Origin of the sequence: Pedobacter superstes, assembly GCF_037622515.1 — a bacterium.
Lineage (GTDB): Bacteria > Bacteroidota > Bacteroidia > Sphingobacteriales > Sphingobacteriaceae > Paradesertivirga > Paradesertivirga superstes.
In genome coordinates, this window is record NZ_JBBJCN010000001.1 from 215,628 (window position 1) to 236,170 (window position 20,543).

A 20,543-nucleotide genomic window follows, 5' to 3' on the forward strand; every position below is an offset into this window, starting at 1 on the left:
AACAATTAATACTTATCTCAAATTTAACAAATCACCGTTTATGTAATAGTTCCTGCTTATTGATTAAACGAACGTCAATTAGCTTTTTTAATTAATATATTGCTGATATTTTATGGCAAAATACGAATCAAGGCTGGATGTCCCCTCCCGAAAAAAGTTTTTTTATACAATAAACGACAAGTTACGCGACTACCTTTTAAAGTATAACCGTGAAACAAAACTACCTGTTCAATATTCTGATTTGCTACGATTTAACACAAGTGTACCCCTTCTTGATAAAAACGGGAACGATACACTGTGGCAAACAGTGTACTATGACCAGTCTGAAATGAGTGAACTATTTCCCGGGCTCTCTTATATTTATGCATTGATGAATGCTTCGGGCGATACGGAAGTGATGGATCACCTGCAAATCGCACAAATCGACTATTGCACATTCGGAAATTCAAAGCCTTTCAGAATCAGGGTTATTAATAGATTTAATGATAACTACGACTATTTCTATGTTAAAGTTGCTGATGCATCCCGCGTTTACGGACTTGAGCTGGAACATATTTTATCTCCCAACCGCATCAGTTATTTAACTGATGAAAACACTCTTATTGAGGAGCATATTTCGGGTTTACCCGGAGATGTTTTTATTAAACAACGGTTAAACACTTCTAAATTTAATCAGATCCGTATCTGCAAAGAATTTGTAAAGTTTAATGAACGGTGTTTTATCCGCTTATTAGGCGACATGCGATCTTACAATTATGTAGTTCACATTACTCCGGATATTGAAGGCAACCAATACCGTTTACGTGCCATAGATTTCGATCAGCAATCATATGAAGGCCGCCGGCAATTTTATCTTCCGCATTATTTTAAAGAAAACTATCAGTTAGTAAAACTGGGTATCCAGCATATGGATAAAAAAACAATGCGTCAATATCTTGAGGAAGAACGAAGCCTGATCAACAACCGGGTAAAGCTGGTGCATTACCGTCTCTACGACCTGCTGGAGGTAATGAAGAAAGATGAAATCTCTCCGAGCAGTAAAGTTGCTCAACTGGCATCCGACTTAAGTGATTTCCATAAAGACCCTTCATTTAAATTATGCAAAACAATGGGCGAGATTGTGGAAGAGCAGCTAAATCTTAACCTTTCGGCAAAACTGAAGCTCTGATCACTGGTGAGAACGGAATCTAAGTTTTCAGGATCAGACATTTGATTGCAATCTTCATCTGAATTTTTTCATTCTTATTTGGACTAATTATAAACAATGCGTAAGTTTGTGACACAGAGTTTTAGATGAAACAGAATAATTGCGTTGAAATAATCGAAATTTTTAGAACAGAATGTGGATCTGTTTCGCAATGTAATAAGACAAATTCTTACATTTTAGAATATGCCGGAGTAGCCTCTTCTTTTAAGGCGAGTAACTTTCTAGATTTTATAAAACGGGTTAATAATGTCAATTTAGAAGAAATGATCTTTTCTTCGTCAAGTGTTACAGATGTAACTGTTCTGATGCCTCCCTATTCTGACCGTTGTTTTGTTCTTACTTTAACGGATGTTCTGAATTTAAAAAATTTACTCTCCGGCGCTAAATTTACCCTTCATTTGCACAGTGTAGTTTGCGAATGCCTTAGACCTCAGCTATTTCGTATTTAGATTAAATCTTTATTAGATTTAGCATCTTACTTTTTCAATTAATTGTTGTTAAAATCGTAAATTAGCGATAACAACAAAATTAATCATGAAAGATCTTCTCAGATTAAGGACTTCTCTTTCAGAAGAAATTGAAAACCTTTTAAACGAACAAATAAAAAACGAAGCATATTCATCTGCGGTTTATTTATCCATGGCATCTTATTGCAATCGCAACGGATACGATAATAGCGCGGGCCGCCTGGAAAAACAATCAAATGAAGAGCGTGTGCACATGCTTAAGATTTTCAAATATGTAAATGATTTAGGAGGCAGAGCAATTTCTCCCGAAATCACCAATGTTCCTCAGGAATTTGAATCATTTCGCGGAGTTTTTGAATTAGCGCTTCAGCAGGAAATAAAAGTCACCGGTCAGTTAAATCGTATAGCAGATCAGTGTATGAGATTAAAAGATTATACAACTTTTGACTTTATTCAGTGGTTCTTAAAAGAACAAATTGAAGAGGAATATATTGCCCGCAGAATTCTTGAGCTATTTGATGTCATTGGTGAAGAAGGAACAGGCCGCTGGCAAATTGATAAACATATCCCTCAGGTAATTTACGGTGATGTTCCCGGAGAAGAATAACAGACCTGATCTTTACGGTATTAAATGCGATCTGCTAATCACAGGTCGCATTTTGTTTTTATGAATATTTTAGAAACTTTTTTGAATTGAAACCCTTTATTAATTAAGTAAATCTAAATCTGATAAATATGACAAACAATTCAAAATTGCCTGCTTTATTACTTGCAGGATTAGCAATAGGTGCAGCCGCATATTACTTTTTCGGTACTGAAGAAGGAAAAAAAACAACTGATTCTTTAGCAGAATCGCTTAAAGATATCAGCGAATCTTTGAAAGACAAAGCAAATGAAACCATAGCAAATGTTAAGGATAAGGTAAATAGCATTTAATTCCTGTAATTTTCGTGTAAAAGACCGGATTTATCCGGTCTTTTTTTTGCGATAGCAAGTCGTAGTGCTGTTTAAAAATTTATTTTTGGGGAACCACATTCATGCTTGTTGCTTTAACAATTATCAGGTATTCAAAATTTAAGATCCCGTTCGCTTTTTTGGCGATGGCAATTCATCGCATACCTTTGATGTTTACCAAACAGTGCAGCTTTTGGAAACTGCTCGGAAGCGGTAAAAACGGAACTTTTGACAAGCAAGCCGATCTGGAGCAATGGGCGCTCCTTACCGTTTGGGATACAGAGAAAGATTTCAATTACTTCTTAAAAAAGTCCTTCATTTCTTCATGGTGGAGCATTTTAGCTTCAGAAACTTATACAATTCTTTGTGAACCGCTTATAAGTCATGGACTATGGGATGGAAAAGAACCCTTTGGAAATGCACAAAACCATAGCTATAATGGGCCGATAGCAGTTTTAACACGGGCCACCATCCGGTTTAAACGTTTAAAAAACTTTTGGTCGAGCGTAGATAAAGTAGCCGGATTAATGCTTCAGTCTAAAGGATACATTACGTCCTTTGGCATCGGTGAAGCTCCATATTACAGACAAGCTACATTTTCTGTCTGGGATTCTCCGGATGATGTAAAAGCATTTGCTTATCACTCCTCAGAACACAAAGAGATTATTAAAAGAACCAGGGAAGAAAACTGGTACAGCGAAGAGTTATTTGCCAGATTTAAACCAATCGCTAGTTTTGGCACATTAAAAGGTGTTAACCCTTTAGAGAAGATATTTAAGCATACCAATGAGAGTAGTAGCAGAATTACCAAGACCGGATTGTAAAATCACCATATTTTCTATGAATATGAAATACCTGGTGAAGTTTGAGCAGGGAATACTTGAACAAACGTATAAACTTTCAGAAATGGATTTGATTGACGGAGTAAACAGCGTTTTTGAAATTATTGATGAAGAATTTATTGCTACAGTAGTTTCTCGTTTTAAAATGATGGGGCAGGATTTCAAAGCGGCTTATCAGCGTCACGAATATTAACTATCTTTGTAATCACAGGCTGTTCTATCGCAACGATTTATTTCGGTGAGGAAAGTCCGGGCAACACAGAGCATCTCGCTTCCTAACGGGAAGGATTCCGGTAACAGAAGACGGAAAGTGCCACAGAAAATAAACTACTCTGGTGCAAACCGGAGAAAAGGTGAAAACGTGAGGTAAGAGCTCACGGCTTTGTATGGCGACATGCATTGCGGTAAACCCCGGGAGTTGAAAGGCCAAATAAGTCCCGATCCAGGAGTTGCTCGCTCCTTAAAGGTGCAAATCTTTTGTCGGGATGGGTAGGCCGTTAGAGTGTGCCAGCAATGGTACAAGCAGATAAATGATAGAAACCGTTTACGGTACAGAACCCGGCTTATATGCCTGTGAAACTTATTTGCTCTTCCCCGAAAAGGAAGAGCATTTTTTGTTTATAATCTGACTTTAATTATGGCTTTTGCAAGGGAGCACCGGTCTTTCTCTGCCTCCGGGTGAGATGCCGAAGGCAGAGAGGGAACTGTCCTCCTCTGGCGGAGGTGCCGTCATTTAAGAAAGTTTGTTACAGAAAGTTCTGATTAAAGCGTCATAAAGCTTAAGCACTTTGTGCGGGACAGCCTTTCTCTCCCTCTGGGAGAGATGCCGGAGGCAGAGAGGGTAGTAGGGATCACGAAATTTCCGATGCCTAAAATGAAACCATAGAATCTTTTCTGCAGTAGTGGATTTATTTCTTAAGTATCTTCGGAATTCTTTAGGTTTAGGTTATATGAATTGAATGTAGGAAAAATCTTGTAAAGCGTAAACCCTCTCTGCCTTGCGGCATCTCTCCCTGGGGGAGAGAAAGGCCAATACACACAAAGCGACTTAATCTGCGTGACACTCTATTTCAACAGGTTCGAAAAAAAAATCATCCTAAGTTAATGGCTATGGTGTCCGCACCAACACCTTTCAAATCCTTAACCTAATGGCGTCCCCCTCACCTTGAGGAGAGGGAATGCATTCATTAACTTTAAGTGATTTAACAAAAAAATAGTAATCGAAGTCCCGTTTACACCCAAAATTTTAATGTTTTTTACTTTAACTGTCATTTAAAAAACTGTATTAATTTGTATACAAAAAGCAAACAATTATGTTGACCTTGCGTTTGAAAGCTTAAGATCATTATGGCAAAAATTTTAATTGTTGACGACGAACGCGCTATACGCAATACGCTGCGTGAGATACTTGAGTATGAAGATTATGAAGTTGAAGATGTAGATAATGGAATAGACGGGCTCGAGCGCATTAAAAAAGACGACTTCGACTTAGTTCTCTGCGACATCAAAATGAATAAGATGGACGGCATGGAAGTGCTTACAGAAGCTCTTGCCGTAAAACCGGACATCCCGTTTATTATGATTTCAGGCCATGGAACCATCGAAACGGCAGTTGAAGCCTCTAAAAAAGGAGCTTATGATTTTATTTCAAAACCACCCGACCTTAACAGATTATTAATTACCGTAAGAAATGCTCTGGAAAGAGGAAATCTTGTAACTGAAACCAAAGTATTAAAACGGAAAGTCAGTAAGGTTAGAGTAATGCTGGGAAATTCACCGGCGATATCTAAAATTAAAGATACTATTGACAGGGTCGCTCCTACAGATGCAAGGGTTTTAATAACCGGCGCAAACGGTAGTGGTAAAGAATTGGTAGCACGCTGGCTTCATGAAAAATCTCACCGCTCTAACGGTCCTATTATCGAAGTAAATTGCGCCGCAATACCTTCTGAATTAATAGAGAGTGAATTGTTCGGTCACGAAAAAGGATCCTTTACTTCAGCAGTTAAACAACGTATAGGTAAATTTGAACAGGCAAACGGAGGGACTTTATTTCTGGATGAAATTGGCGATATGAGCCTTTCTGCCCAGGCAAAAGTTTTACGTGCCCTGCAGGAAAATAAAATCACCCGCGTAGGCGGAGAAAAAGAAATTGATGTAGATGTTCGTGTTGTTGCGGCTACAAACAAGGATCTGTTAAAGGAAATCGAACTTGGAAATTTCCGTATGGACTTGTTCCATCGCCTAAGCGTAATTCTTATTCATGTTCCTTCTCTTGCAGAACGTAATGACGACATTCCGCTTATAGCTGAAAGCTTTTGTGAAGAGATCTGCAACGAGTACGGTATGCCCACGAAAAAATTTAGTGAAGGTGCTATCGAAACACTCAAAGCGCTTCCGTGGACAGGCAATATCCGTGAGCTGCGAAACATGGTTGAGAGGCTGATCATTCTGAGTGATAAAGTTATTACAGACAGTGATGTTCGTACCTTTGCAAATCCTTCTGCAGTACAGCCCGTTAGTCATGCTACCGGTACCACTCCTGCTACTCAGGGACAGACTTCAACAAACTATGACCAGTTTGGCAGCTTTCAGGAATATAAAGATTATGCCGAAAAAGAATATATCAAATATAAGCTCGAAAAAAACAACTGGAATGTCTCTAAAACCGCCGATGACATTGATATTCAGAGAAGTCATCTCTACAGCAAGATAGAAAAGTACGGATTAAAAAGACATGAGCAATAATCAATTACAGTCTCAGAAACATTCGCTTTTTGAGACTGCAATGTTTTTTATATAGGCTTTATTAGAGTGTTTTTATAAAAAGCATTGAATTCGTTTTCGAACTTATAAAAACCTCCATAGCTAAATTCTATTGCGTCTACTGGGGTTTGTCCCTCCTGCATGAATAAAAGCATCCTTTTTAATATACTGGGATTCTTCTTTATTAAGAAATAAATCATAGCATAAGATATAGAATACAGATTTGAGCGCTTATCCAGATCTCTCCATTCACTGTCATCTGCATTCATTAAATCCTTTAAACGAAGAGGTGATTTAATCACCATATCTCTCACTGCCTTAATTCTGTGAGGATCTGCGGAAAATGAAACTTTGTCATCGTCAATAAGCATGGTACCACAGAATTCGGCGATGCCCTCATTGAGCCATCTGGGAGGACTCTTTAGATTATGCCTTAGCAAGCAATGGCTCATTTCATGAATCACCGTACTCAGGAACACAGTGTTTTTCAACACAAAACTTTGGTCAAGCCGGGGTGCATAAAATCCATATGTTTTATGCAATCCTGAGGCTTTGTTTTGAATTTCCTTATAGTCCGCAGCTGAGAGAATAGATACTCTGATTACTAAACTATCGTTACCGAGCGTATTAAAAAAGTTATTATACAGATCCTTCTCAAATCTTGCTATCTTTTCAATTTTATCATGATCACTTTGTGAAATCCGGCAGTTAATTTTTTCTATCTGAATAATTTGAGAATAAGTACTGAGGTGCACCAGAGAAAAAAGCAATAGAAAAATTACCTGTATTTTAATTTTCATATAATTAGAGGAGGAGCGCTAATCTACTAAACACAATTAACATTCACTCAATAGCTCATCCACCAGTTTAGGCACTACTGTTCCGGCATTATCATTAATAACTCTTAAATTATTTATATTTCTGATATAGGCAGTATTGGGGTCAATAATTATCTTCTGCGAAGAATAAGGCACGTAATCAATCAAACTCGCAGCAGGGTAAACTGCCAGAGAAGTTCCAATGATTAAAAAGATATCAGCACCGGAGGCAATTTGCATTGCCATATCAAACATCGGAACTGCTTCTCCAAACCATACAACATGAGGCCGGAGTTGCGATCCCAATTCACATATCTCACCCATTTTTAATTCCCATCCTTCTATATCATAAACCAGGTCGGCATTTATACTCGACTGTGACTTGGTAATGATACCGTGTAAATGCAGCACATTCGACGAGCCGGCACGTTCATGGAGATCATCTACATTTTGAGTGATAATGCTTACATCATATTTATCTTCAAGACGTATTAAGCCCAAATGTGCAGCGTTGGGTTTAGATTCCAATACACTTTTTCGTCGCATATTGTAAAAATCCTGAACCAAAACAGGGTTTCGTTGCCAGGCTTCTGGTGTTGCTACATCGTAAATATCATACCCTTCCCAAAGGCCGTCAGAATCCCGGAATGTTTTCAGGCCACTTTCAGCAGATATACCTGCGCCTGTTAGTATGATAAGTTTAGGTTTCATAAATAATAAACGGTTTACTTCTATAATTCGCATCAACAATTATTTATGTTTTTGTGTTTATTTAAAATGGAAGAAAAAGAACAATTGGGAAAATCATCCAGAAAACATGAGGCTTTTTATGTTGAAGCAGCTATTGATGAGAGAGGCCCGCAAAATCTTAAAATTGTTCCGTCATATCACCAGTATTTAGTTTACGAAGATGATGTTATGCTTAGTTGTATACAGTTAAACGATGACAATGAGTGGGAACAAATTGATGGATCATTTACCAGCGGAGCCGTTTTGGTGGTTGGACATGAAATAATGCGTGTCAAAGCCCGATAAAAAAATATTTAATTAATATCTGTTTTATTTTTTAAATATCTTGCTGCATGAAAACTAATCAATCTGGCAGAAGATCCTTTTTAACGACAGTTGCCCTTGGCGGTTTAGCAAGTTTAACTATTCCCGAAATAGCTTTTGCTGCATTAGCCGATCAAAAATCAAAAAAAATATCTCTGAAAAACAATGATATAATTTTGTTTCAGGGGGATTCCATTACCGATGCAGGTCGTGTGAGAACCGAAACAGCAGCAAATTCTCAAAAAGCAATGGGCGGAGGTTATTCCTTCCTTGCAGCAGCAGAACTACTTAACACCAATCCAGGGAAAAATCTTAAAATTTACAACCGGGGTATTAGCGGGAATAAGGTTTATCAGTTAGCAGAACGCTGGGATACTGATGCTATTAGTTTGAATCCAGATATTATCAGTATCCTTATTGGGGTTAATGATTACTGGCACCTCCTGAAAAGCGGATATAAAGGGACGCTAGAAATTTACAGGAACGATTTTCGCTCATTACTTCAGCGAACTAAAAAAAAGCTTCCTGATGTTAAACTTATCATCGGCGAACCGTTCGCAATTTTAGGGTCTGCTGTTGATAACAAGTGGTTCCCGGCTTTTGGCGAATATCAAAATGCTGCAGAACAATTAGCAACAGAATTTGATGCAGCTTTTATACCTTACCAAAAAGTATTTGATAAAGCATTACAAACAGCACCAGGATCATACTGGGCTCCGGATGGAGTTCATCCAAGTATTGCAGGAGCAGAATTAATGGCTCAGGCATGGCTGGAAGTGATTAAAGGATAATCCTGAGACACTCAGTCTCTTCACCGAGGGCAATTCTAAGTTTAGCGGTTGGTGGAGACACCATACCGTTAACCTAAGAATATTATTCATTGAATAACATTACTTTCTATTAATAACAGAAATGGTTTAGCACCTGACCTCCGCTGGCGGAAGTGCCTTCAATTAAGAAAGTTTGTTCCGGTAAGTTCTGATTAAAGCGTCATAAAGCTAAAGCGCTTTGTGGGAGACAGCTTTTCTCTCCCTCTGGGAGAGATGCCGGAGGCAGGGTAACAGACTCTGCTGGAATAGCAATCTTATTGTTCTTTGTTGATTTGAACCTTTAATTTCCCGATCCTTTATCCATTCCAATGCAGCCTCAGTATAATCAATTACAGAGACATTATCAATTCTAACTACACTGTAGCCTTTGGAGTTTAGCACCTGATTACGAAAGTGATCATAGTTTAACTGTCCCTGGTTATCATGCACACTCCCATCCAATCGATTATAAGCTTTAATTCGTCGATATAGAAATCTACCACAAAATTTTCAATAGTATGCTGCCGTCGGATTTTCAAATCCAGAAATTTCCAATTCCTGAAATGAAACCATAAAATCTTTCTGCAGCTTGGATTCCTTTCTTAAGTATCTTCGGAATTCTTTAGGTTTAGGTTCTATGAATTGAATCTAGGAAAAATTCTGTAAAGCGCAAACCCTCTCTGCCTTACGGCATCTCTCCCCGAGGGAGAGAAAGGCCAACCCACACAAAATGCCCTCGCATATTCCTCCCCTTTCCTTCCTCCAAACGAGTCCTTCGGACAGTCGGAGATCACTAAGAAACCTGCCTCTATTTTTGTATATTTCAGCGAGTATGAAATAAGACCATTCTTATGTTAACGGCTATGGTGGGAACACCAACCCCGTCGACACAGTTAAACGATTGGAGGGAAAACCGAGTGTTGGCGTCTCCTCCAACTCATCAAAACCTTAACTTTGAGGTTTGCAAAGCACATTTTACAGCCTGAAACGCGGGCCTTTAGGTTCATGCAAACTCCCAGGCACTCTGATAAGCGTTTTTTTTCTCTGCGTAAGCGATAAAATCAGCATAAAATGCCAGGCGTGAAAGTGTGGCGCTGTCGCCAATCACTACGAGTTTCTTACGGGCCCTGGTCATTGCCACGTTCATGCGCCTTATATCTGCCAGAAAGCCAATATTTCCTTCGGTATTACTTCGGGTCATACTGATATATACAACATCCCGCTCCTGCCCCTGAAAACTATCAATGGTGTTGACTGAAATCTTATCGCTGTGCTGTTGCAAATCGGGCGACTGAAGTAACATATCTCTGAGCACATTGATCTGCTCTTTATAAGGGGAGATTATGGCGATGGTAGGGAAAGAAGTGCCGGGCTTTAACTTCAGGTCTTCTACGTATTGACTGAGATGTTTAATTAAAAAAACTCCTTCATCAGGGTTAGTGGTACTGGTACCTTCCAATTTTTCGTCAAATCCACAACCAGCAGTATCAATAAAACTCAATGGCACATCTTCTGAGAATACCAGATGCTGTGCAACGCTGGCATGAGCCAGTAACTTGTCCTGATAAAATACGCTGGATGAATACCCCATTATGTCAGCATGCATCCGGTATTGTTCCTGAAGAAGACCTACGGCTTCCGGATGCAGACTGACGCACTTTTCGAGCAATGTAGTACTTAAACCCTTCCTGGCGGCTTCATCCGATTTAATGGTAGGTGATAGCTGAAAATGATCGCCGGCAAGAATTAGTTTTTGAGCCTTTAATATTGGAATCCAGCAGGCAGGTTCAAGTGCCTGCCCTGCTTCATCAATAACCAGGGTATGATAATTCAGATTGCGTACCGTATAATGGTTAGAACCTACCAGTGTGGCGGTAATAACCTGTGCCCTCGCCAAAAGATCCTCCTGAATGTATTGTTCTGTATTACCCACTTCTTTCATGATCTTATGCGCCTCATCAAACAAAGCTTTCCTCTGCTCACGCTCAGACCGGCCAAAGTTTCGTTTATACTTATGAGCCATGTTACGGTACTCATTCGCCTGCTTTTTTAAGGCACGAATTTCTTTCATGCTGCTATGTTCAGACATTTTACTATCAAGCGTAAGCGACATTAATTTATCCGAAACGCGGGCGGGATTCCCGACACGCAGCACATTTAATCCTTCGTCGGCAAGCTTTTCTGTAAGCAAATCCACTGCCGTATTGCTTGGCGCAACAACAAGTATTTGCTTTCCTTCTTTCTTAATTAAGGCTTTAATTGCCTGCACCAGGGTAGTTGTTTTACCGGTTCCCGGCGGGCCATGTATAATTGCGAGTTCTTGCGCAGCCAAAATATTGTTGAGGGCTTCCTGTTGTGAGGCATTTAGCGCAGGAACATTAAACGCTGGCATATCGTTTTGAAAAGAAGCTTTGATTTCGCCCGTCAGAACTTTAATAAGCTGACCGTCTTTTGGGCTTATGCTGCGCTTTTCAGCTTCTTTAAGAGCATATTGCATTTCATCATAGCTGTTATTATCAAACAGAAGCTCAATACCAAGTTTGCCATCGCTGGCCCAATCCGGAAGTTCCTCAGTTTTCAATGTAATTTTAAGCCTGCTGCCTCCCTGGAAAGTGATGATCCCTTCTACCCTGTCATTCTTAGGATCGTGATTTGAGAAAAGAACGGCAGAAGAACCAAAACGTAACTGGTGCGTTACGTCCTGGTGTGTGGTGCGTTCGACCTCAACACTTAAATAATCTCCCCGGCCCATCTCTGTATTGCGAATCGCGATAGGATACCATGTAAGACCGGCACTGCGGCGATCTGAAATGGAAGTGGATTGCGTTAGCTGCTGATATAAACGGAGATCCGTTTCGCGTTCGGTTTTTAATAAGGACAGGAGGGCTTGAAAGTATGACGACAAGTTTTTGATTTTAATTTAGCGGCAAAGGTATCAGGTTAAATAAATAATCCATTCCTGATTTCTTTTATTTATTTGAGTGCAAGCTGATAAGCTTTAATAGCATTGATAAACGCATCAGCTATTTGCTGATAATTATTTCTATCAGTAAGAAATGCCAGATCTTCCTGATTAGTTAAAAATCCCAGCTCTATCAAAATTGCCGCTGTCCTGTTTTGATTTAAAACAGCCAGCGACTTTTGCTTTACAAACCGACAATTTATTCCCCGAAGTCCGGTTAATTGTTCTTTGAACTTTCCGGCCAAAAGCTGATTCTTATTCATCAACACCGTATCGCCATCCGTGCTTTTACCTGTATATATTTCCATCCCTTTTATCATTGACCGCACACTCGGACCAATGGTATCGGCTACACTATTAGCATGAAGGGATATAAACACATCTCCTTTGATCATGGCTCTCTCCCCAAGCGGAACAAACTCATCAGTATTCCGGGTCATAACTACTTCAAATCCACTTTTTTCGAGATGGCTTCTGATTTCTTTGGCAATCGTGAGAACAATATTTTTCTCGTAAACGCCGCCTGACCTGGTAACGCTATCCCTTCCTCCGTGTCCGGGATCAAGAACGATGCGAAAAGGAGTATTAATCAGGGACGATTCATTTCGAAGACTTTGCGAAAAAACTTTCTGTCCCGAGCCACAGATAAAAATTCCTGTTAAGACTGCGAATAAAGTGATCAATAGTTTTCGAAAATTCAGCATGCTTTTTTTAGGGCTTTACTAATCTCTCAAACGTATGTTTTCCTGAACCTATATTATCAATGAATAAATAATTTCCATTTTCTGCCGCATTTATTTCCACCCCGTCAACCTTAAGTTTTGCTCCCTCCGTTCCGCTTTTAGGAACATAAACTTTGGCCTTCACATTAGCAGGCATTATTAAAGTCATTAAAAAACGTTTATTATCCCGGTTCCAATCCAGTTTAATATCCCCCTTATCACTTGGGAAAGTTCCGTTTGCCTGGCTTAATTTCCCTTCAAAATCAAGTGGTCTGATCTCTATAAGCTCGTGCTGAGGCTTAAGTGATTTCAGCCCCAAAATGTACTGCTGAATTCCAAACAGGCCTATAGCTCCCCATGGGTGAGACATGCTCTCATTATGCTTATCCGCATCCCATGATTCCCAGGTCACTGTTCCTCCGGCGGCAACGGTTTTTGCCCATCCATCCCAGGTAGAATTCGTATAAAGTTCCAGTAAATGAGCTGCTTCTCCTGCCTCTCCGATAGCTTGGGGTAAATAACGTATGGTAACCATCCCCACACTCATTTTACGTTCTTTTATAGCATCAATTACGGTCTTTTTATTTTTCTCAGGGACGATGCCGATTGCTAAAGGGAACATATTAGCATGCTGAGATACATGCGCGCTTTGTGACTGGTCTGCTTTTAGTCCGTCGATGTAAACGCCCTGTTGATTTATCAGACGCGAATTCATAGAACTTTTCATTGCTTCGGCTTTAGAGCGGTACAGTTCTTTGTCTGCTGAATTGCCAAGAACATCAGCAATTTTAGAAATGATATCAAAATCTAAATAAGCAAGGGCATCTACCACAGTTCTTGATTCTACCGACATGTCATAACCATAGCGCATTTGCGTTGGCCAGTCAATAATTCCGTACTGGTAAGCTCCTCCCCCTCCGGCAAGTTTGTGTATTAAGCCGGTAGCTGGATTTTTATATGTATCTACATATTCGGCTACTTTTCTAAGTTTCCTGTAATTTGCTTTTAAGAATTCGGCATTTCCGGTTTGCATGAAATAATCCCATACCCAAACCAGGTAAGCTTGTGTATAATCCGGAATATCCCTTTTTCCGTCGACATTAGGATAAACGGCATTTAACCTCCCGTCTGGCCAGTATTGATCCTGGGAATCAAGAAATTCCAATAGTATGCGCTGGTTAAGACTCCGCTCTCCCATTGTGCTCATCGCTGGCGGGCCCTGGTAACCGCCATCACCAAGAAATGCGCCCTTCTCCCGGGTGGGTGTATCTACAAAACCTTCGTGTGCTCCTGCTATAAGAGAATGTATCATGAGATCCCACACCCTGTTAAGCATCGGGTTAGACGAACTGAATTGTGCCCGCGAAGGCTCAAGTTCAAAATGTCTGCTGATAAAGCGTACGTTATCCACATTTAACGCATTAGGAGAATGATCTACCTGGATATATCGGTAAGCCAGATAATTCATAGGATTGAAAACCGCCTTATTTCCGTTTAAAATAAAATAATAGGCAAGATTGGTGCTTTGATTTCCACGGTTCGCGGATGCGGTACCATCCTCGTTCAATATATAAGCGCCTCGTATGGTTACAGTGTCTCCAGACTTTCCACCGGCAAAGTTAATTTTCGGCATACCGGCATAAATCTTTCCCAGATCAATTAGGTACCTGCCTTTTCCCAGGCTTTTAACTGAAACCGGTTTAACTTCATTTTCAATTATCCTGGTTAAATCAGGTTGAAGCTCACCCGTCCATGGTGCAACAGGTGGCGCCCCGATCTCAATAGCCTGACTCCATGCCGAATCATCGTAACCTGTTTGATTCCAGTTGGCAATCATTTTACGCGAATCCATAAAATCAATATACCCGTTCCCTTCACCATTCCTTCGTGGCTGCGGGGTGATCCATGTTTCAACTTTTGTTTGTTTCCAGGTATTATCCGTTCCGATAGTTATGCTGCTTCCATCGGTGTACTCAATAATTGTTTTCATTAAAAACCCTCTGCTTCCGGTTGCACGACCTTGTCCTCCGCCGTACCAATGCGTAAAGCTTGCAAGTGTATTTCTTCCTGGTTTTAAAGCAGGGGTAATATCAAATGCCTGATAGTATGCGTACTGAGGATAATGGTTGGATGAGGCTTTAGCAATAAATTTCCCGTTGGTAAACAGTTCGTAATTGTGTGAAACAGCCGCATAGGCAATAGCACGTTTTACTTTTTTATCCAGGTTAAAGGATTTACGATAATAAGTATAATCGTCGGCGTCGTTACTGGTACGTTTTATCCATTTTGACCCGCTCCAGTCTGCAGATGTGAAGAGCCCAGTATTGAACATCGAAGGGGATGAATAAGGGCTAACGTTACCATCCTTGTCCCATGTGCGTACTTTCCAGTAATATGCATGGGCTGATAACAGGCTTTTGCCACCAAAGTAAATGTAATTCTGTATTCCTGAAGCGGTCTTCCCGCTGTCCCATATATCGCCTTTATTTGAATTAAGATTATTAGGGCTGGAGGCAACAATAACCTGGTAAGCGGTCTGTACCTCATTATTATCCGCATCGTTTATATACCAGCCGAAATAGGGATTGCTGTCGGTGCCAACCGGATTCACTTTATCGCAGCTACGTAAATTAGATGGTGCCTTCGGCGCAGCAGCGTTTACCAGAAAAGGAAGTGTGCCCACAAATAGACAGACTACGTTCATCTTTAAAACAAAAGAGAAAGATAATTTCATTGTGTCAGAAGATTAAGATTGGTTACAGCGGCTAAAATAGTACTTTAAGCTTATCCGTTCCAGGTGGTGCCGACATTGAGTGCTGTAACTTTTTAAGTACAAGAACTTCCCGGGCGGATATCCCGGGTACAAAAAGAGAAGAGTCTGCCTCAAAAGGCCATTTCATTCTGAATTAACTTTATCAGCTATGTAACTGTCCAGACTTTTGAGACAGACTCTGTAATCAAAGCCTCGTAAAAGATTTTTTATTGTTTCGTAAAATCATTGCCGTGGCTACGACCGCAGAAGTCATTAATGTTCCCACAGCTATTTTTTTAACAAACTCTTTCCTGTTATATTTCCATTCTGCCTTCCATCCGCGTTCGGCAAAAATATTGGGGATATAGCCTCTTTTAAGATCATCAAATATCCCTTCAAATACGTTGATTCGGTCGGCCAGTATTAAGGGTAACCAATGGCCATAACTTGACTCACTATACTTAAAAGCATATCGTCGGATTTTGCCGCTCAACCCTTTAGGTGGCGATGATGTGCCAAAAACCGCTGTCAGGTTGGAACGCTCATTTGAATGGAGAACCTCAACGGTTACCGCTTGCTGTGCAGGCCGCTCCCAGCTGTATCCGTCATGTTCTTCGTTGGTACGTTTCTTAATGGGATACGTCGGGTCGTTCTGAGGATTGGCATCAGATCCCCAACCTTTTATATCCGGATGATCTGTACCTCTTGTACTTCTGAAATCTATTTTATTTTCCATAACAATAAGTTTATATTCTGGCTGATGGTGGAATTAGAACTGTCTTTATACAATTGTCGCGTTTGGCAGAGAAAATATGATATCCTTCTGCCACCTCTTCCAAAGGAATTCTATGCGTGATAATTTCTTTTGGATTCAGATGTCCATTTCTGATATGCTCAATCAATCTTGGCACAAGGCGCTTAACGGAAGCCTGGTTGGCACGAATAGTTATGCCTTTATTTACCACATTTCCAATGGGGATCAATGTATCAATAGGTCCGTAAACGCCAACAATTGATACTATTCCTCCTTTTTTAACAGAATTGATAGCCCAATGCAAAGCGGTTGCTGATCCGCCCTGAAGCAGCATTTTTCTTCCGGTAATAGTTTGCATAGAATCTCCGGCGGCTTCTGCACCCACCGCATCAATACAAACATCAGCACCTAACGAATCTGTAGTCTTTTTTATAAACACAACCGGATCTTCAAGAGACTTAAAATTATAAGCTTCACATTTTGCAAACTTACGGACAAAGTCAAGGCGGTAATCAAGATGGTCTATCACGATTACCCGGCCGGCTCCAAACAGCCAGGCGCACTTGGCTGCCATAATTCCTATAGGCCCGGCACCAAAAACTACAACGGTGTCTCCGGTTTGTATGCCACCCATTTCGGCGGCCTGATACCCCGTTGGAACCACATCGGTTAATAAAACAGCATCATCCTGATCCATCCATTCCGGTATTATGGTTGGCCCCACATCGGCGTAAGGAACGCGTACGTATTCCGCCTGTCCCCCGTCATATCCACCTGCAGTGTGTGAATACCCGAAAATTCCGCCTACAGCCGTAGCCTGAGGATTTGATTCGTGGCAGTTGCCATAAAGCTCCTGTTTGCAAAAGGCGCATTTGCCGCATGCAATGTTAAAAGGCACCATCACATTATCGCCTACTTTTAACTTTTCTACAGAAGGCCCGATTTCTTCAACCACCCCAACAAATTCGTGACCGAAGGTCATACCGACACGTGTATCCGGTACAAGTCCATGATATAAATGAAGATCCGAACCGCAGATACAGGATCGGGTAACCCGCACAATCGCGTCATTGGGATGAAGGATCTTCGGGTAAGGTTTTTGGTCGATGCGCACTCTGAAAGGTCCGCGAAAGTTCATAGCTAGCATAAAAATTCCTTTCTTTTAAATGAGACATGTTTTCGTTAATAGATTATATCGAATATTAATGTTGCAAAAGATTGAAAGTTTTAAAAAAAGCAGAATAGAAACCAGGAGCTAGGATATTCTACTTTATAGAAAAAATATTTTGGAATAATCGTTTATTATAGTTTACTTTGAAATTCAAAGTTCTTTTAAATGAAAGAAAAAGATATTTACTCGGAGCTGAGTTCAATCAGAAATCTGATGGAGCGCTCTACCAAATTTATTTCCTTAAGCGGCCTTTCCGGCATTATGGCTGGAGTGTATGCGCTCATTGGTGCATTCTTAGGTTATAAAACAGTTTACCATGAGAATAGCGGACTGCGCTACAGGGAATATTTTATTAGTGATGATACAGTTTTATGGAAACTCGCGATTATCGCCATCGCAGTGCTAATTTTATCATTAGTAACAGGAGTTCTGCTTACTATTCGTCAGGCACGAAAAAAAGGAGAAAATTTCTGGAACCCGGTGAGTAAGCGCCTATTGATTAACCTGTCTATCCCTTTAATTACAGGAGGTCTATTTATTTTAATCCTTTTATATAGAGGCGACTATGGAATTATAGCATCAGCCTGTCTGGTATTTTACGGCCTGGCTCTGGTATCCGGAAGCCAATATACTTTTACAGATGTAAAATGGCTTGGCTTATGCGAAATCGTATTGGGATTACTAGCAGCCTTGCTACCGGGATTTGGCATTGTGTTCTGGGTGATCGGCTTTGGCTTACTGCATATACTTTACGGATCTATCATGCATTTTAAATATAATCAGTGAAGATATCATTAGACCAGTTCGATAAAGCATTTGAAAACCGGATACGCCTGCAAATTATGAGCGTGCTGGTTGCTAATGACACCTATGATTTTAATTCACTGAAAGAGCTGCTGAATGTGACTGATGGTAACCTTGCCTCTCATTTGAAAGCCCTGGAAAAAGAGGAATATATTATAGTAAATAAAAGTTTTATAGAACGAAAGCCGAATACCCGTTACTCGGCTTCAAAAACAGGTCGTGAGGCTTTTAAAAAGCACCTTGAAGCATTAGAAAATTTAATCAAGCAACAGAAACAATAATATTTTTTTATCTATCAACTTTGTAATTCAAAGCACTTTTAAACATTACAATTATGAATATTCAAATCAAAACAGAAAATGATGGATTTAAATCATGGTTCGGAGAATCAGTTTTAATCAAACTAATCCTTATCGGGATTTTAACTCTTTTATTGCTTATCCCCTTCAGCTGGATACAAGACCTCATAAGAGAACGTCAGGAGCGGCAAGTTGAGGTTATAAAAGAAATATCTGATAAATGGTCGGGAAGCCAGGTATTGGAGGGGCCTGTAATGGTTCTTCCCTACAAAACGCTTGTTAAACAGAAGGATACAACTGGTAAAATTTCCTATAAAGACCTTGTAACTAATATTTACATTTTACCTGAAACACTAAATATCATAAGCACGGTTGAGCCAGAAATACTACATCGGGGCATATTTGATGCTGTAGTGTATAATACCAAAATCCGGGTAAATGGAAGGTTTAGTCCTCTCGAATTAAAAAAATCCGGAATTGATCCGAAAATGATTCTGTGGGACAAAGTAAAATTAGATATAGGCTTAAGTGATTTAAAAGGCCTAAAAAACAATCCTGTTATTAAATTAGGGAACACCTCTTACCCTGTTGAACCAGATTTTACATCGCTCAACCTGTTTAAAAATAACTTAATAATCCTTCCTGATTTAAGTACTCAACAGAGTACCGCCCATAATTTCAGTTTCGACCTGGATCTTCGCGGTAGCAGTGAACTGAATTTCATGCATCTGGGCAAAACCACGACCGTGAAAATTGACGGAAAGTGGGACAATCCAAGCTTTACAGGACGTTATTTACCTGAGGATAGAAAAATCACAAAAAATCGCTTCACCGCAACCTGGAAAATGCCATATTTTAACAGGCCTTTTCCTCAACAATGGGTTGAAGAAAACGCTGTTATGCACACCCCTGCTGCTTTAAATACAAAAAATAGCGAAGCTACTTTTGGTGTGAAATTTATCTTACCTGTAGATCAATATCAAAAAACTATGCGCTCCGCAAAATATGCGATATTAATAATCCTTTTAACTTTTATATCACTATTCTTCACCGAACTTTTGAACAAACGCAAAGTTCACCTTCTTCAATATGTGCTTATCGGAGCAGCTATGAGCATTTATTATACTTTGCTTCTTTCTTTCAGCGAACAAGTTGGATTCAATGCGGCCTATCTTATTGCTTCAGTGGCAACGGTAGTCCTTGTAGGCATTTTTATGGGATCTCTGTTAAAGAATAAAAAAACGGCATTGATCTTTTCCGGGATCCTGAGTGTTTTTTACTGTTTCATATTTGTGATTATCCAATTACAAGATCTGGCTCTCCTTTTTGGAAGTGTGGGATTATTTATAATAGTTGCTGTAATGATGTATTTATCTGCAAAAATAGATTTAAACAAAAAACCTGCTGATGTACCGGGTTAACATTATTGTTTTACAAGCGGTTAATCTTTTGGAAAGAAAAATATAAGGAGGCATTGGGCGAGATACAGGCTACCCGCTTTGTCATTCCCACGATAGGAGGACCTCGAAGAAGCATTTGAGACCTTAAAAAAACAACAAGATCCAAATAATCTTAAAGCGCTTTGTCATGCATATTGCCCAGGATCTCTCCTGCCGTCGAGATGACAAAACGCTTTATTTAAAAATTAAACATATTGTTATAAGAAGATGAAATAGTTCAGAATGACGAGGACAACCTCCCATTCATCTTTTCCTGATATAATATTAATTAAATAGTGTATGCTGAGTTTTAAATTAAACTATTTCATAGCTTCAAATCTATTATTTCTCACAGAAGTATGTATTGCCGTCTTCGCCCACGATCAAATTATCGGGCCGTATTTCGGCGATCTTTTAGTAGTGATTCTGCTATATTGCCTGGTTAAAAGTTTCCTTGATTTGCCTGCAACGATTACAGCTCTTACAGTTCTTCTCTTTTCTTACATGCTCGAAACTTTGCAGTATTTCAACATTGTTCAGCTTCTCGGATTAGGGAACTCCGGAATTGCCAATATCATTATTGGAAATTACTTTGCATGGCTGGATATTCTGGCATACACATTGGGAATTATACTGGTACTTGCGATTGAAAATTTATGGCCTTCAAAAAAGTATAATCATGGCGAGATCAGAAATACTGAGAGGGTTAGATACTTTATTTGAA

Annotated in this window: 22 protein-coding genes and 1 other RNA gene; 13 read left to right on the forward strand and 10 right to left on the reverse strand. The window is 39.8% G+C overall.

Annotation, left to right across the window (positions count from 1 at the left end; genetic code table 11):
• The first annotated feature begins 112 nt into the window (after positions 1–112).
• The 7 genes from WG906_RS01105 to WG906_RS01135 all read left to right on the forward strand — a co-directional run bounded on the left by WG906_RS01105 (position 113) and on the right by WG906_RS01135 (position 6,218).
• Positions 113–1,168 (forward strand): hypothetical protein, encoded by a 1,056-nt coding sequence (locus tag WG906_RS01105; RefSeq protein ID WP_339990669.1) that lies wholly within the window; start codon positions 113–115, stop codon positions 1,166–1,168.
• Between the two features lie 573 nt (positions 1,169–1,741).
• The gene (locus WG906_RS01110) at positions 1,742–2,281 is read left to right on the forward strand and encodes a ferritin (protein WP_339990670.1); all 540 of its coding nucleotides are present in this window, start codon (positions 1,742–1,744) and stop codon (positions 2,279–2,281) included.
• Positions 2,282–2,409: 128 nt separating this feature from the next.
• Positions 2,410–2,610 carry a YtxH domain-containing protein gene (locus tag WG906_RS01115; RefSeq protein WP_339990671.1) on the forward strand — a complete coding sequence of 67 codons (201 nt, stop codon included), beginning with the start codon at positions 2,410–2,412 and terminating at the stop codon, positions 2,608–2,610.
• A 164-nt stretch (positions 2,611–2,774) separates the two neighbouring features.
• Positions 2,775–3,452 carry a DUF3291 domain-containing protein gene (locus tag WG906_RS01120; protein ID WP_339990672.1) on the forward strand — a complete coding sequence of 226 codons (678 nt, stop codon included), beginning with the start codon at positions 2,775–2,777 and terminating at the stop codon, positions 3,450–3,452.
• On the forward strand, positions 3,415–3,663 hold the full coding sequence (locus WG906_RS01125; RefSeq protein WP_339990673.1) for a hypothetical protein: 249 nt from the start codon (positions 3,415–3,417) through the stop codon (positions 3,661–3,663). Before WG906_RS01120 ends, WG906_RS01125 begins: the two co-directional genes overlap by 38 nt.
• 11 nt (positions 3,664–3,674) lie before the next feature.
• Positions 3,675–4,052, forward strand: an RNA gene (rnpB, locus tag WG906_RS01130) — RNase P RNA component class A.
• Positions 4,053–4,817: 765 nt separating this feature from the next.
• Complete coding sequence (locus WG906_RS01135) at positions 4,818–6,218, forward strand: sigma-54-dependent transcriptional regulator (protein ID WP_339990674.1); 1,401 nt, start codon at positions 4,818–4,820, stop codon at positions 6,216–6,218.
• A gap of 47 nt (positions 6,219–6,265) precedes the next feature.
• On the opposite strand, the gene WG906_RS01140 is transcribed toward WG906_RS01135, so the two are convergent.
• Together WG906_RS01140 and WG906_RS01145 are read right to left on the reverse strand one after the other, a co-directional pair.
• The gene (locus WG906_RS01140; protein ID WP_339990675.1) at positions 6,266–7,036 is read right to left on the reverse strand and encodes a DUF1570 domain-containing protein; all 771 of its coding nucleotides are present in this window, start codon (positions 7,034–7,036) and stop codon (positions 6,266–6,268) included.
• 36 nt (positions 7,037–7,072) lie between these two features.
• Positions 7,073–7,765, reverse strand: a complete 693-nt coding sequence (locus WG906_RS01145) for an SIR2 family NAD-dependent protein deacylase (protein ID WP_339990676.1) — start codon at positions 7,763–7,765, stop codon at positions 7,073–7,075.
• Between the two features lie 66 nt (positions 7,766–7,831).
• Here WG906_RS01145 and WG906_RS01150 point away from each other — a divergent pair, with 66 nt between their 5' ends.
• Together WG906_RS01150 and WG906_RS01155 are read left to right on the forward strand one after the other, a co-directional pair.
• A complete protein-coding gene (locus tag WG906_RS01150; protein WP_339990677.1) occupies positions 7,832–8,089 on the forward strand; it encodes a hypothetical protein in 258 nt (85 codons plus the stop codon).
• 47 nt (positions 8,090–8,136) lie between these two features.
• Complete coding sequence (locus WG906_RS01155; protein WP_339990678.1) at positions 8,137–8,898, forward strand: SGNH/GDSL hydrolase family protein; 762 nt, start codon at positions 8,137–8,139, stop codon at positions 8,896–8,898.
• Positions 8,899–9,105: 207 nt separating this feature from the next.
• Here the strand turns inward: WG906_RS01155 and WG906_RS19370 are convergent, their stop codons facing one another.
• The 8 genes from WG906_RS19370 to WG906_RS01185 all read right to left on the reverse strand — a co-directional run bounded on the left by WG906_RS19370 (position 9,106) and on the right by WG906_RS01185 (position 17,253).
• The gene (locus WG906_RS19370) at positions 9,106–9,366 is read right to left on the reverse strand and encodes a DUF559 domain-containing protein (protein WP_431844453.1); all 261 of its coding nucleotides are present in this window, start codon (positions 9,364–9,366) and stop codon (positions 9,106–9,108) included.
• Positions 9,342–9,494: a DUF559 domain-containing protein gene (locus WG906_RS19375; protein WP_431844454.1), complete on the reverse strand. Its 153-nt coding sequence runs from the start codon at positions 9,492–9,494 to the stop codon at positions 9,342–9,344. The genes WG906_RS19370 and WG906_RS19375 overlap by 25 nt, the downstream gene beginning before the upstream one ends.
• 425 nt (positions 9,495–9,919) lie before the next feature.
• Positions 9,920–11,821 (reverse strand): AAA domain-containing protein, encoded by a 1,902-nt coding sequence (locus WG906_RS01160; RefSeq protein WP_339990679.1) that lies wholly within the window; start codon positions 11,819–11,821, stop codon positions 9,920–9,922.
• A 68-nt stretch (positions 11,822–11,889) separates the two neighbouring features.
• Positions 11,890–12,582 (reverse strand): N-acetylmuramoyl-L-alanine amidase family protein, encoded by a 693-nt coding sequence (locus WG906_RS01165; RefSeq protein WP_339990680.1) that lies wholly within the window; start codon positions 12,580–12,582, stop codon positions 11,890–11,892.
• A 7-nt stretch (positions 12,583–12,589) separates the two neighbouring features.
• Complete coding sequence (locus tag WG906_RS01170; RefSeq protein WP_339990681.1) at positions 12,590–15,304, reverse strand: family 78 glycoside hydrolase catalytic domain; 2,715 nt, start codon at positions 15,302–15,304, stop codon at positions 12,590–12,592.
• 61 nt (positions 15,305–15,365) lie between these two features.
• Positions 15,366–15,500: a hypothetical protein gene (locus WG906_RS01175; RefSeq protein ID WP_339990682.1), complete on the reverse strand. Its 135-nt coding sequence runs from the start codon at positions 15,498–15,500 to the stop codon at positions 15,366–15,368.
• A 57-nt stretch (positions 15,501–15,557) separates the two neighbouring features.
• On the reverse strand, positions 15,558–16,088 hold the full coding sequence (locus tag WG906_RS01180; RefSeq protein WP_339990683.1) for a hypothetical protein: 531 nt from the start codon (positions 16,086–16,088) through the stop codon (positions 15,558–15,560).
• 10 nt (positions 16,089–16,098) lie between these two features.
• Entirely contained in the window at positions 16,099–17,253 is a 1,155-nt protein-coding gene (locus tag WG906_RS01185) for a zinc-dependent alcohol dehydrogenase (RefSeq protein ID WP_339990684.1), read from the reverse strand.
• A gap of 189 nt (positions 17,254–17,442) precedes the next feature.
• On the opposite strand from WG906_RS01185, the gene WG906_RS01190 reads away from it, so the two are divergent.
• The 4 genes from WG906_RS01190 (at position 17,443) to WG906_RS01205 (ending at position 20,542) form a co-directional block, all read left to right on the forward strand.
• On the forward strand, positions 17,443–18,063 hold the full coding sequence (locus WG906_RS01190) for a hypothetical protein (RefSeq protein WP_339990685.1): 621 nt from the start codon (positions 17,443–17,445) through the stop codon (positions 18,061–18,063).
• Positions 18,060–18,362: a winged helix-turn-helix domain-containing protein gene (locus WG906_RS01195; protein ID WP_339990686.1), complete on the forward strand. Its 303-nt coding sequence runs from the start codon at positions 18,060–18,062 to the stop codon at positions 18,360–18,362. Before WG906_RS01190 ends, WG906_RS01195 begins: the two co-directional genes overlap by 4 nt.
• A 53-nt stretch (positions 18,363–18,415) precedes the next feature.
• Positions 18,416–19,801, forward strand: coding sequence for a cell envelope integrity protein CreD (gene creD, locus WG906_RS01200; protein WP_339990687.1), 1,386 nt, complete (start codon positions 18,416–18,418; stop codon positions 19,799–19,801).
• Positions 19,802–20,119: 318 nt separating this feature from the next.
• Entirely contained in the window at positions 20,120–20,542 is a 423-nt protein-coding gene (locus tag WG906_RS01205; protein ID WP_339990688.1) for a ribosomal maturation YjgA family protein, read from the forward strand.
• Position 20,543 lies beyond the last annotated feature (1 nt).